The 13,886-nt window shown below is 54.1% G+C and carries 9 protein-coding genes; 7 read left to right on the plus strand and 2 right to left on the minus strand.

Annotated features, from left to right (window positions below):
* Window positions 1-287 precede the first annotated feature (287 nt).
* Window positions 288-1,757, minus strand: coding sequence for a NupC/NupG family nucleoside CNT transporter (locus tag SV7mr_RS08545; RefSeq protein ID WP_419188270.1), 1,470 nt, complete (start codon window positions 1,755-1,757; stop codon window positions 288-290).
* A gap of 311 nt (window positions 1,758-2,068) precedes the next feature.
* On the opposite strand from SV7mr_RS08545, the gene SV7mr_RS08550 reads away from it, so the two are divergent.
* From SV7mr_RS08550 to SV7mr_RS08580, 7 genes are all read left to right on the plus strand, one after another.
* Complete coding sequence (locus SV7mr_RS08550) at window positions 2,069-2,701, plus strand: hypothetical protein (RefSeq protein WP_145271053.1); 633 nt, start codon at window positions 2,069-2,071, stop codon at window positions 2,699-2,701.
* A 166-nt stretch (window positions 2,702-2,867) separates the two neighbouring features.
* Window positions 2,868-3,410: a sigma-70 family RNA polymerase sigma factor gene (locus SV7mr_RS08555; protein WP_419188271.1), complete on the plus strand. Its 543-nt coding sequence runs from the start codon at window positions 2,868-2,870 to the stop codon at window positions 3,408-3,410.
* Between the two features lie 2 nt (window positions 3,411-3,412).
* Window positions 3,413-4,816, plus strand: coding sequence for a FecR domain-containing protein (locus SV7mr_RS08560; protein ID WP_145271057.1), 1,404 nt, complete (start codon window positions 3,413-3,415; stop codon window positions 4,814-4,816).
* Window positions 4,813-6,339, plus strand: coding sequence for a PQQ-binding-like beta-propeller repeat protein (locus tag SV7mr_RS08565; RefSeq protein WP_145271059.1), 1,527 nt, complete (start codon window positions 4,813-4,815; stop codon window positions 6,337-6,339). The genes SV7mr_RS08560 and SV7mr_RS08565 overlap by 4 nt, the downstream gene beginning before the upstream one ends.
* Window positions 6,340-6,391: 52 nt before the next feature.
* A complete protein-coding gene (locus SV7mr_RS08570; protein ID WP_145271061.1) occupies window positions 6,392-7,579 on the plus strand; it encodes a hypothetical protein in 1,188 nt (395 codons plus the stop codon).
* Window positions 7,548-10,226 carry a PSD1 and planctomycete cytochrome C domain-containing protein gene (locus tag SV7mr_RS08575; protein ID WP_419188272.1) on the plus strand — a complete coding sequence of 893 codons (2,679 nt, stop codon included), beginning with the start codon at window positions 7,548-7,550 and terminating at the stop codon, window positions 10,224-10,226. The genes SV7mr_RS08570 and SV7mr_RS08575 overlap by 32 nt, the downstream gene beginning before the upstream one ends.
* A gap of 27 nt (window positions 10,227-10,253) precedes the next feature.
* Window positions 10,254-11,528, plus strand: a complete 1,275-nt coding sequence (locus tag SV7mr_RS08580) for a DUF1501 domain-containing protein (protein WP_145271068.1) — start codon at window positions 10,254-10,256, stop codon at window positions 11,526-11,528.
* 242 nt (window positions 11,529-11,770) lie between these two features.
* Here the strand turns inward: SV7mr_RS08580 and SV7mr_RS08585 are convergent, their stop codons facing one another.
* On the minus strand, window positions 11,771-13,666 hold the full coding sequence (locus SV7mr_RS08585; protein ID WP_145271071.1) for an FG-GAP-like repeat-containing protein: 1,896 nt from the start codon (window positions 13,664-13,666) through the stop codon (window positions 11,771-11,773).
* Window positions 13,667-13,886: the final 220 nt, after the last annotated feature.

Here is a 13,886-nt window from a genome sequence, read left to right on the forward strand (position 1 = left end):
CACTCCGCAGATCATTATTGTTTCCGATCGTCAATCCCATTGCTGGCAGATCGGCGTGGGAGTTTTCGTCATTAACTTCATCTCAATCGGAGCCCGATCGTGGATCATTCAGATTCCACAACAGCCTTGTCAAAGATTGAGAATGATTCCCAGGCACCGTCGTCGCAGCATGATGTTTGCGCTACAACAGACTAACCAGAGGAATCGCAAGAAGTTTCTCGTAGATGCGAAAATCGTTTTTCTTTCGATCTGCCACCGTGAGGGGCGGTTGCGAAACCTGCGTGAGATCACTCGCTGAGAATGCCAAACATCACGCCGGCAATGCATGCGGTCATGCAGCAAGCCAGCATGCCACCAAACATTGCCCGTAGGCCAAGTTGGGCGAGGTCCTTTTTTCGTTTGGGGGCGAGCGGACCGATCCCACCAAGCTGAATGCCGATGGCGCCGAAATTGCTGAAGCCACACAACGCGTAGGTCAGGATGACCTTGGAGCGTTCGCTAAGCTGCGCGTCACTCTCCAGCAGACCCATGTAGGCCACGAATTCGTTGATGATTAGCTTTTTGCCCAATAGGTTCCCCGCGATCGTGCAGTCCTTTGGCTCGATTCCCATGATCCAACCCATTGGATAAAACAGTGTGCCGAAGATTCGTTGCAGAGATAATTCGATGCCCACGAGTCCGCCAAGTCCTTGCAGTAGAATGTCCATGAACATGATCAAGGCTAAAAAAGCGATCAGCATCGCACCGATATTCAAGGCTAGCTTTAGGCCTTCGCTCGCTCCGTCCGCGGCGGCTTGCAGCACGTTTACCGCACTCTGGTCCATTTCGGCTTCGGTGGTTTCCAACGCTTGCGGTTGCTCGGTTTCGGGTTGCATGATTTTGGCGAGCACCAATGCTGCTGGCGCGGAAATGATCGAGGCCGTTAGCAGGTGCCCAGCACTGACGCCAAGGCTTGCGAAGATGGCGATCAGGCTGCCGCTGATGGTTGCAAAGCCGCCCACCATCAGCGCGTTGAGTTCGCTTCGCGTCATGGCATTGATATAGGGTTTGATCACTAGCGGAGCTTCCGTGTGCCCGACGAAAACGTTCGCCGCCGCTGCCAAACTTTCCGCACCGCTGACCCGCAGTGTCTTTTGCATCACCCAAGCCATCGCTCGAATCAAACGCTGCATCACACCAAGGTAGTAGAGGACACTTGTGAGTGCAGCGAAAAAGATCACCGTGGGTAAAACGCCAAACGCAAATGTCGTCAGCAGTGCACGAGGGTGTGTTTTGTTGGCGGTATCAACGGGGTCAGGATTGACGTTGAAAACAAAGGAAGCCCCGGCGTTTACACTTTCTTGAATCGTGCCGAAAAAGGACTCCACGATCCAAAATACGATTCCGTTGTGAAAGCGATCAATGGCCACACCGCTGGCGACCGCACGGGAGATCTCTTCCGTGGTGACCTCTTCCGACTGCACCGCCAGTTTCAATTCCGCGACGTTTTCGAAGCGACCGTCCAAGATGTCAGCGAGCGGTTGGTTGTCGCTAAGTGTTGCAAGGCTCTGATAGGAATCGTGGGTCTTCGGAAATGTCCAGCTTTGCGAGTTAAAGAACATCGCCGCCAAGATTGCTTGAAGCCCCAGACCAATCCCGACAAGTCGCCATGGAATGCGTTTTCGATCCGAGCTGACGGCAACAGCCAGCGCGAGCATGGTCACGATCCCAATCAGGCTGACGAAATTGAGATGCGAGACTTCTCCGATCAAATACATAAGCGCAGCGAACGATTGTGGCGTGGCGGGTGGACCATGAGCGATATTCTAGCGTTAATCCGCCTAGGCTGCAGACAGACTGGCAGCGGGAAGTGACGGTCCTGGGCAGGCAACCGACCGCGATCGCGTTTGCCTTAAAAGTTGCAAACGCATCCAGCCTAAATGTTTTGGCGCCACGCGAAAAATCTGTCTGGTTTTGGGCGGTGGCTTAAAGCACATCAATCAGTCCAAGCCATCTCAAGTTAGAATAACGCAAGCATTTTTCGTTTCCGTTTCACGCTGAACCAGCACAACAAGAGTTGAACCCGCACATGAAAACAATCTTTTCTTTCGTCTTTGCGTTTTTGTTGATTGGAAATGCTGCCTCTGGTGAAGAATTCCATGATGATTTCCGCGATGCCAAGCTTCAGGGACGATTGGCGGAACGGGGCGCGTGGCAGTTTGGTGATGGAGTTGCCAGTTGCGTTTGTGACCCTGACCTCTATAAACAATTCAAGAATCATGGTCCGATTTTGAAGTGGCCGCGCAAGTTCAGTGACGCCAAAATCTCATTCCAGATGAAGGCAGAAGATTGTGGACGTGTCGTTTTCACGCTAAACGGTGACGGACATGTGTTTCGTGTCACGCTTGCCGACGAACGAGAAGACGCACCTGCGGGGCAATCGAAGGTGCCGACGCGAGTCATTGCCTGGGCCACCAAGTCGTCGAAACAGAATAAGGGAGACACGATCAAACCCGCAGGGATGCCGGACCTTGCCCGCGTGAATGGGAAATGGGTACCGGTTCAGTTGGCTGTGGTCGGCAAGCGAGCGTTGTTGACCATTGGCGATTTTCAAACTGAAATCGATCATGCAGCCCTCGCACGCGAGAAGAGCATGGTCATGCTGACCTTCGCCCATGGCAAGCTCTCTGTCCGAGACTTCAGGATGAGTGTCTCTGAATAACTGATGCACTCTCTCAGTTGAATCACAACACGTCACCAGCTGATCAAGGTTGCCATCGCTAACGAGCAGACAGCAACCTTCATGCGTTGACTCGAAAACGCTCGGCAATGTCTTCTTTTTCATGCTTTTGTGGCAGGTTTTGGGATTGGGGGCGAATAAAGCAGGTATGGAACATCCAATACCAAGATTCGAGCTCAGCGAGCACCAGTTTCTGGCGCTGCTGGTTCGTGCCGAGCCTGTTTTACGAGGATACGCGCGGACGCTCGTACCCGATTGGGATTTGGTGGATGAGGCAATTCAAGAAGCCACCATCACGATGTGGCAAAAACGAGATCAGCTTGAAAGCGAAGATGGGTTTGTGCCTTGGGCCCGAGTCATTCTTCGCTTCAAGTGTCTCCGGCAATTGGAGAAACTCCGCTCACGGCAACCGATCTTGAGCGATGAAGTGTTGGAGAAACTCGCGGAGCGGTCGGAGAGACGCGATCCGATGGAACTGTCTGTCCGTGAGCGAGCGTTCCACAGCTGTTTCACACAGTTTTCACGCGAGCATCGCGAATTGTTGCTCGCGCCTCATCACTCACTCGATTCGGTGGTTCGTTTGGCTGAGCGGAGGGGAAAGTCACCCAACGCGCTGTATAAGCTCTTGGCGCGACTCCGCAATCAACTCACCGAGTGTGTTCACTTGCGCATTTCGACGGAGGCAAAGTGAGCATGGACTCCCATGAATTGATCTGCCGTTATTTGCATGGAGTCGCCTCCGAAGAAGAGGTGCGTGAGCTCGATCGCCGACTGCGATCGGACCAAGCACTCCAGGAGGACTTTCTTGTTCAATCGGAACTGGATGCGAATCTTCGCCAGGAAGCCCAGTTGGGATCGCGGGACGACGTCCAGCAAGCATCTTCAGACGAATCAGCCGATCACTGGCAACAGAACCATCGCGGTCGCCGCATGACGGTTCGGATCTTGCTAGCGCTGGCCACCGTGGCGCTGATCGCGGTCGTCACGCAAGCCTTTCTCTTGCCAGGCTCACCCCAGGAAATCATCACCGTCACCTCTGTAAGCGGCCCGATTGCTTGGACGGGGGACGGAGGCCATGTGACCAACGCGATTGCAGTAGGAGAAAAACTGCCTGGCGGGACGCTGGAATTGTTGTCGCCCGATGCCTCTGTTGAGTTTGCGTTTAAAGATCGATCCGCACTGACGCTTGCGGGGCTCTCGGCGATGACGATTTCGAATGATTCACTGAATGCTGGATCCGAAATGCAAAAGAAGTTGTATCTAAGGCATGGCAGACTTTCGGCTCGTGTGCAAAGACAACCGCGCGGTCGCCCGCTGATCGTCAGCACGAACACTGCGGAGTTGACTGTTCTGGGAACGAAGTTCAATGTCGAAACGTCGCCGGAATCAACGCGGCTGACGGTCAAGGAAGGAAGCGTTCGACTCAAGCGGTTGCCCGACGGGAAAGAGGTCGACGTGCCAGCTCAGCAATGCGTATTTGCATCGCTTGAAAATCAAAACGCCTTGCCGCTGCAATCGCTCAATTCACCAGTGAATCGTTGGCAGAGCGAGCTGCGCCAGGATGTCGTCATGGGGAAGTGGACTTCACGTCTTTGGGGCATTGGTGTGAAGCTCAAGAAGGCAGTTGCCAGTGGCAAAATGTCCGAACAAGAAGCACTGAAGGTCTATAAGCAGACCGCCCATCTCAACGATTCGGCTGGCAGTGTTTGGACTGTGTCTTCACCCGTTGGAGCACTGCTTGTTCTGTCCGTTGGTCGTTCACAGGACCATCCGGTCCACTTGCAGGCAACGTCCAGCATCCTCGTGCGGGGACGGGCGTTTTCGCGGACCCCTGTCAAAATCGGACTCAACGTCGAGTTCCCAGATGGCGGTTTTGCAGGCAAGTACAGCACAACCATCCCCGCTAGCCAGTTTGCCGTGGGTGAGGAGTTTGAAATGGAGCTTCCGCTTAACAAATTCCGGGACGATAGGAAGACAGATGTCTCTCCGGTTGGATTAGAGCTGACTGACTGGTGGTTGGTTGCCAAATCTTCCTCCGGAAAATTCGAAATCACCAGTGTCGAATTGGCAAACGCACCCCTGAGGGATAAACCATGAAGACTCGTTTTTACTTTGCTTTTCTGATCGCTGTTTCATTCGTTAGTTCAGCATCGCGAGCTGACGACAGTTGGAATCAATTTCGTGGTCGAAACGGCGATGGCATTGCCCGGCAAAGCAAGCTGCCCATTGAATTTGATGAAGCCAGAAACGTGCGGTGGAAGGTGGCGATTCCCGATTCAGGCTGGTCGTCCCCAGTGGTTTGGGAAAACGAGATCTGGTTGACCACTGGTAGTGACCAAAAGAAAGAAGCCCGGGCAATCTGCATCAACCTTCAGACGGGCGAGGTGATCAAGAGCATCAAGGTGTTCGAGATGATCGAACGAAAAGTCGATCCCGCTTACGTTTTCGACTCGCCGCATCTGAACAGTCCGGCGACGCCAACTCCGGTGGTTGAAGAGGATCGCGTCTACGTGAGTTTTGGTTCGCAGGGGATCGCCTGCTTGGATCGCAAGTCCGGTGCAAAGATCTGGGAACGCCGCGACTTGCGGGTCTATCAACCTGTTCGCCAGGGATCGTCGCCAATCGTCGATGAGAAGAATCTGTATGTGGCATTTGATGGTACCGACCAGCAATTCTTTATTGCGATCAACAAAACGACGGGGGCCACGCGGTGGAAGGTCGATCGCAATGTTGAAACGGATTGGCGAGAAACGCTTTCTGAACGCGGACTGTCCCCGAAGAAAGGAGGCAAGCCAAATGACAACAAGAAATCGTTTGCAACCGCCACCCTAATCGATGCTGGAGGTCGCCGTCAGCTGATTGCGCCCGCAGCTGAAGCAATCATTTCCTATGATCCGGAAACAGGTGATGAACTGTGGCGCACCATCCACCCAGGCGGTTTCAATGTGGCTGCGCGGCCGATCTATGCTAATGGACTCGTCTACGTGTTTACGAGTGGACTCAATCACTCATTGATCGGAATCCGACCCGATGGAACGGGAAATGTGACGGACTCCCATGTTGTTTGGTCCACCTTCAAAAGTACTCCAGCGATTCCCTCGCCCGTTCTCGTTGATGGGTTGCTCTTCATGGTGACCGCCAAGGGCGGGATTGCTCGCTGTCTTGATGCCAAGACCGGTCAAGAGATTTGGAAGAAGCGATTGGGGGGCGACCATTGGGCGTCACCGATACTCGCTGATCACAAACTTTATTTCAGCAGTAAACAAGGTGAAGTGAAAGTGCTTGAAGCAACACAGCACGAACCTCGATTACTGGCATCGAATGAACTCAATGCCGAATTCATTGCCTCGCCTGCTGTTGCCGGCGACATGCTGATTCTCAGGTCCACGACTCACCTCTATTGCGTATCAGCCGGGTCGCACCGGACTGAGGCACAGATTGCAGCAGACATTGATCCCAAACGAAATGCCGGGAAACCGGAGCCCGCGAAAAAGAAAACAGACGTTCAAGCGAACAGTCCCCTCGCCGCACTCGGTGCACAACTAAAAGCCATGGTCGCAGCTGGCAAGTTGACGCCCGAGGAAGCGATCGAATTGTTTCAGTCAGCTCAAGGCAAGTGAGCTGCGTTCCTATGCTTTTGCAAAACACTTTCGAATCCCCAAAGAGTTTACCATGAAAATAGCTACCCTGTTGCTCCTGATTCCATTTGCTCTGTGTTGTGAATTCGCTTTCGCGCAAGACAAGTCCACCGCCCGTTGGGAGTCGGCGTACGAGCGACTGCTGGAGGCCGATCCGAGTGTGCAAAAGAAAATTGAAAGCGGACAAGCCACCAAGGAAGACGTGATCAATTGGTTGAAGAACCAAAATGGAAAAACCGCCAAGCAGCAAGATCGAAACAAGCCAACCCCAGACGCTGGCAATTTGAAAGGCAAGAGTGCTTTCCAGAGCAAGCTTGATGAAATGGTGAAGGCCGGCAAACTGTCGAAAGAAGACGCGGCCAACCTGGCGGCAACGATGAACACCAAGGCGGCTGGATCAGAAGAAGCGAACCCACCGAAGAAAGTGGATTGGGACGCCGAATATGAAACGTTGATGGCCGATCCAACCGCGCGTGCTTGGATTGAAAAGAAGCAGGCTTCGAAAGCTCAGGTGATCGAATACCTTAAGAACCAAGCCGGGGCACAAGCTAAAAAAGGCCAAGCCACTGGCGGAGTAAAGACCAAGTTAGGAGCGAAAACCAAAACAGGAGCTCGGCCTGGCAGTTTCAATTTCTACGCCATTGTCATCGGTCGCTTGAAGTCGAAAGACATCGAACTGGGTGAAATGGAAATCGATGTCGATTATGTGATCAGCAGCCAGCCACAACTGAATGCCAAACTCATCGGGACGCGGGTGAAGTTGGTCGGTGTTTCGGGGCAATTTCTGGATTCCTTGCTGCGGATCAAACGTGGCGAAACGATCAAAGTCCGCACCGGCGATTTCAATCCTAAAGCTGGCGTTCTCGGTTTTGGTTACAAGTTCCATGTGCTTGAACGCACCTCTCCTTTCCGGCCTGGAGACTTCGGTGTCCCGCCTAACGAGTTTCGAGGCTTTCAGGGAGAACTTGTGGGAAAGGTTGTCGAGGCGAGTGGCTACGAGGTGCTGTTAGAGGTTGCCGAGAGCCTGCCCGCTGAGGGCAGCCAAGCCACGGACGCGGCCTGCATTGTTGGCAAACGAATCCGCGTCGCTGGCTTCTTTGGTGGGCATCGTGATGCCTATGAAGCGATCAGCGCTGGCGACAAGATTCGAGTCAGTGTCTCTCATCGCAACAAGCAAAGCGATGCGGTGGATGTCACCGAAACGTTGGAAATGGATCAGTAGTGTCAACGCAGGCAGGTGTTACTCGATGAAGCGACTGTTCATTCTATTCGTTTTGCTCGGCTCTCCTCTCGGAGCCGAAGAAGCGGAGGTCACCAAGGCCCTCCGCCCAGCATCGCAGCGTTTTGCTGAACGCGACACGCGAGCGGTTCCGGACTTTCAACGACATGTGGTGCCGTTGCTGGGACGGCTTGGGTGTAACTCCGCGAAATGTCATGGGTCTTTCCAAGGGCAAGGCAATTTGCGTTTGTCGCTGTTTGGATTCGACTTTCAGTCCGACCACAGAGCGCTGCGGGCGGATTCGCACTCAGGAAGCGGTCCGCGGTTGCGAACAGGCGATCCCGAAGACAGCCTGATCGTAATGAAAGCCACCGAACAGACCGATCACGAGGGCGGTCAGCGATTCGCAACGGGGACATGGGAGCATCATCTGTTGCTTCGCTGGATCGAATCAGGGGCCACTGGGCCCGTCCTGAAAGGGGCTCACAAGGAGGCGTCAGCCGTGGCCGGAAATCCTCCAGCGCGGGAGTCTGAGCAGTCTGCCGACGCACTGTTTCGAGAAAGAATCCAGCCAATCTTCGAGGATCATTGCTACGAATGTCATGGCTTTCGATCAAGCAAAGGCAACTTCTCGTTAAGCAATCGCGAGGCCTTGCTGGCCGGTGGCGATACAGGACCGGCCGTTGTGCCCGGGAATGCTAACGCGAGTCTTTTGATGAAAGCCATTGAGTTTCGCGATGATGGGCTGCAGATGCCGCCCAGCGGAAAGCTTCCCAGCGAATCGATTGCGGTTTTGAAGCAGTGGATTGACAGTGGGGCGTCGTGGCCGGACGCTGTCGACAGTTCCCCGCAAGCAACCAATCAAGAACTTGTCGCGCTTCATTGTCAGCCAAGTGAGATTCTCTTCCGAGAGGCTGGGCAGGAGGTGCAACTCAAGATCATCGCGGAGTGGAAGGACGGAACACGAGAGGACGTAACCTGCCTTTGTCGTTTTCAAACCAACGAGGGTGAGATTGTGCGTGTTGGCAGCAACGGGCTGGCCACTTCCACGGGAGAAGGCGACACTCACGTCATTGCCTTGTACGATAACGGGGTCGCAGCGATTCCTGTGCTACGGCCATTGGCACCTATGGCACAGCCAAATCACCAGGCCGCCGAGGGGCCTCGAGCGAACGGGGTCCATCCCATCGACGGTTTCGTCAACGCCAAGCTCGGTAAACTTGGCCTCGTTGCATCCGAACCTTGTACAGACGCCGAGTTTCTTCGTCGTGTCAGCATTGATCTGACTGGCACACTTCCTGCGCCCGACGAGGTGCTGCAGTTTCTGAATGATCAATCAAAGGACAAGCGGTTACTCAAAATTGAGGAACTTCTGGAGCGACCCAGTTACGCTGCTTGGTGTACGAACAAGTTGTGTGATTTCACGGGATGTCATCCAAAGTCAATCAGTAGCCTGTTGGAGGTCGCCAGGGAAGATGGCTATGTCAAAGCCTCGCAATGGTACGAGTGGATCTATCAGCGCGTGCAACAGAACCAGCCCTACGATCAAGTGGTTGCTGGTTTGATGTTGGCCGATCTTTCGGGACGAAGCGGCAGCATGCCATCTTTCTGGACGCGGCAGAGTCTGGAGGAGCCGAAGGACACCGCGATGTCGGTTGCTCACGCGTTTTTGGGGATTCAGTTGCAATGCGCTGAATGTCATAAACATCCCTTTGACCAATGGACCCAAGCAGATTTCAATGACTTCTCTCGGTTCTTTGATTCTGTGACGAGGACCAAAACGCGATCGGTGACAGAAGAGGTCATGACGCTCGGTCTCCTTCGTAGTGGCCAAGTCAAGCTTGCTGTCGGAGACGATCCTCGTAAGCCCATCATGGATTGGATGCAGGATCCAGATAATCCATGGTTTGCCCGAGCGTTCGTGAATCGAGTGTGGGCTGGATACTTTCATCGTGGGATTGTTGAGCCGCCAGATCAGTTTACGCCTGCGAATCCGCCTAGCCATCCGCAGTTGCTTGATTGGCTTTCTAGAGAATTTGTGAACAATGGTTATGACATGAAATGGCTTCACCGGCAAATTGCCAGCAGTCAAACGTATCAGAGAAGCTGGAGACCAACCGAATCGAATCGCAATGATCATCGTAACTTTAGCCGAGCGATTCCACGACGGATTCCTGCTGAAGTCGTTTACGATGGGGTCAAGCAAGTCACGGCAGCTCCGGAAGATCAAGGTGAGGTGCGTGCAAACTTGAGACGCCGGGCATCTGGGCATTTGTCGATGCGGATGGCAGGGACCCACGCAATGAAGGTCTTTGGCAAACCCGATCGTTCCATCGTATGCGATTGTGAGCGAGTCAATCAGCCGACCTTGTTACAGGCAATCTTCACCCAGAACGATCCGTTGATGCGAATGCGTTTGGCCGACAGCGGTTGGTTGATCGAGATTGAAGATGCCGAAGAAGCCGAAGAGCGCTTAGATACCGGTTTGCTGATCCAGCAAGTCTGGCTGCGAACCGTCGGCCGAATGCCGAGTCAAGCGGATCGAGCGCGAGCCAAAAAGCACCTTAGCGAATCACCGACGATCGCCGAGGGAATGGCTGATTTGCTGTGGGCGATGATGAATTCAAAGGAATTCTTGCTCAATCACTGAGACAGAGAAGCAGTTGAGGAGAGAACCGTGAACACAGCTTTTAACAGGCGTCACTTTATCCAAGTCGGTACCTTGGGGGGACTAACGCTTAGTCAGTACCTCGGGCTTCAAGCCTTGGCATCCGACGGCGCGCAAAAACGCTCGGCGATTTTTGTGTTCTTGGAAGGCGCGCCTTCCCATCAGGATACGTTTGACCTAAAACCAAACGCACCGGTCGATGTTCGCGGAGAGTTCAAACCGGTTCAAACAACGGTTCCGGGACTTCAGATTTGCGAGCATTTGCCGATGCTGGCCACTCGCGCCCAGAAGTACGCGATCATTCGAGGCATCACACATAACGTCGCCGATCATGGACTTGCAAAAAAGTATCTGCTCACTGGAAACAAGGCTTCACAATCGGTCAGCTATCCCGAGTACGGCAGTGTGGTCAGTCACGAGTTTCCGTCAGCGACTCACTTACCCTCCTACGTTTCAATCGACGAGTCCTTTGTGGGGCCCGGATATTTGGGTTCACGGTTCAGTCCATTGACGGCTGAAAAGCCCCGCCATGGTGCGCCGTATTCTGTAAGAGGCATCACGCTTGAAGATGGACTGACTGTTGAGAAGTATCGATCTCAGAAGCAACTGCTTGACGACTTAGACGTCGCCTTTGCCGGTTTTGAAAACTTGGACGATCAGGTGCGTGGTCTGGATCGATTTTCCAAACAAGCCTTTGATATGATCAGTTCGCCCAAAGCGCGAGCGGCCTTCGATCTTTCTCAGGAAAAGCCTTCGGAAAGCGACCGATTTGGAAAGCATGAATTTGGACAGTCGCTCTTGCTGGCTGCGCGACTCATTGAAGCTGGAGTGCACTTCGTCACGGTGAGGCTGCGTCCCGCAGAATTTGACTTTGACACGCACCAGGATAATTTCTCGCGCCTGCGTACCTTGTTGCCGCCATTCGACCGTGGGCTTGCTGCATTGCTTGATCGACTTGAGGAACGCGGTCTTCTGTCGTCAACCGCAATCATGGCCGCGGGCGAATTCGGACGCACTCCCAAGATCAATAACGCCGGTGGCAGAGACCATTGGGCCAGAGCCATGTGTGCCCTGATGGCTGGCGGCAGCGTTCGCGGGGGCCAAGTGATCGGAGCAACCGATGCGACCGCCGCCGAACCAGCGTCGGTGGGATTCTCCCCTGACGATTTGGCCGCTTCCTTCTTTGCCAACGTCGGCATTTCACCGAAGACGGAATTCCAATCCAACGTCGGACGACCCATGACGTTGGTCCGAGACGGTCATCCGATTCGTGGATTGCTCTAACGCTGTTGGCAAGCACAGTGGATGTGAGGCGATCCAAACCGGCCAGAAGATCCATCAGATTCAAGTCCGCGTGCCAGCAAACACGACGTTAGCGTTGACGGTTGCGTCCGCCTGGGCTCATGCGTTCGTTTCCCAGGTTGGTTGAATGGCTGCTTTGGCCAGCGTTTCCAGCCTTGGCGACACGCGTGAGAGTTCGATTCCGCGAACAGCATCTTGTGCGGGATCGTTCTCTGTCGAGTTGGCTACGACTGCTCGTTGAGTGTGTTTTCGTACCACACGAGATTCATGCTGTCGTGACCAGCGATCAAGAGGTCCAAGTCGCCGTCACCGTCCATGTCGATCGCTCGAATGTCGTAGGAGCTTTGATCGACATCGATCACATGTCGCGTGAAATGTCCTTGGCCATCGTTCTGATACCAAATCGCGGTTCCGTCGCTGGCGCGTCCGCAGGTTGCGAGGTCGACATCACCATCATCATCAAGGTCAACGGTTGCCAAGCAGTGTGGGCCTAAGATGTTTGGGTCGATGGTGAATTCTCTGAAGTCGGGGCCCTTGAACCACAGCACTCCCTGGTCGTGGCCACGCGTCGCGACTAAGTCCATGTGTTCGTCCCCGTTGATCTCCACCGGGTGAATGTTCGTTGCTCCGGGATGTTGATCAGAGAGCAAGTGTTTCTTCCATGGCACCGATCCATCGGCGGGTTGTTCCCACCAAGCGAACCATTCGCCGTTTGGAAAGGCTTCGCCTCCCTTGGCACCACAGGAGATGTCTGGAATGCCATCGCCATTGATGTCAGCGATGCCGGTATAGTGTGATGCCCCGGGTGCATCGCCGTCAGCAAACACGTGTCGGATCCAGTGCTTGGCTGTGTGAGGGCTTGATGGGACTTCTAACCAAGTCAAGGAATTCGGCACCGAGGTGGTGGTCTGATCACGACCAGAATTCGCGATCAGATCCGGCTTGCCATCTTGATTGACGTCTCCGCTAATCAAGCAGTGTGTGCCCAGGATTTCATCGTCAATGGTGCGATAGGTCCATGGTTGACCGGAGCATGGATCTGCAGGGCACTCCAGCCAGAAAACCGTCAGGTTAGAGCCACAGAAATCAAGGTCTCCATCCTGATCAACGTCCATCAGGCAACTGTGGATGCAACTGGGACGCGGTTTGTTTCTGGATAGGCCGGGCTTGATGACATGCAGCGTGTGCTGAGTCCAATCGGGGCCCTTGAACAAGACGACCCGGCCATCAAAAGACGAGATGATGTCGATGTGTCCGTCGCTGTCAAAATCATTCGCCACAGCCGAGTTGATCTGAGAACGAGATTCCGGCAGCACGACGTGCTTTTTCCATCCCGTCGACGAGTTGGCTGCCTGCTTAGCCGCTGGCTTGGACTGTGCAAACATCCATGACATGAAATCAGGCTCTCGATCGCAGCGATCACCCGTGAACTGAGTGACACCGTTTGCAGCACCAGGGATCATTTTTCCCGACGAATTGTGTCGGTCACCCTTCAAGACGGTCAACTTCATGTTGCCCTTTAGACGCTTGAGTTCGTTGAAGACAGCGAGATCCTTTGCGATCGGGCAGACGGTGTCTCGATCGCCGTGAAAAGCCCAGATCGGAATGTCTTTGATTTTTGCAGGGTCGATGAAGTCTTCCGTTCGTGGCCTTCCGCTGCCAGCGGAGGGTGCGGCGGCGGCAAAATAATCTGGCGCAAGCTGGATAAAGATGTAAGTGCCATGACCGCCCATGGAGTGACCCATGACATAAATGCGATTCATGTCGACTGCTGGTAACGTTTTGATCAGCGCTTGGCTCCGCTCCAAATCTTGCTGATCCCACAGAGAGTCCGCTTGTGGGGCAACCACATAGCAGGGGAACTCCTTTCGCCGTTTGGGTTCGGCAAGCTGTCGGTTCCAGTCTTTGAGTTGCTTTTGATTATTCGTCCCCACTCCGCCAGCGCCGTGAAGCGACAGGATGACAGGGTACTTTTGGTCCGCATCGAAATCGATGGGTTTCATCACCCGAACCGGTAGGCCTTGAAAGACTTGGGGCTCATACAGGTCGAACAGTTTCTGTTGCGCCGTTGCGCTACTGCAGCCCAACAAAATTGCGAAGGCAATGATTCGAGAAAGCATAGGCGGTGTGACTCCTGGTAGGACTTGGTGGCCCTGGGGTGTTGGTTGCAGGGACTTGGTTGTCGGTTGCAGGGACTTGGTTGTGAGGCGTTGTTGTGCTTGCAGCCTGGGAAGCGTCGCGTCTCAGCCGCCGGCTTGCATGCGGCAACACAGGACGAGGCAGTTGCGGCGCAGGTCAGCGGGTCGATTCTAATACGAATCGCTTGCCAGTGCAGCCTCC

The organism is Stieleria bergensis (genome assembly GCA_007745635.1).
GTDB lineage: Bacteria > Planctomycetota > Planctomycetia > Pirellulales > Pirellulaceae > Stieleria > Stieleria bergensis.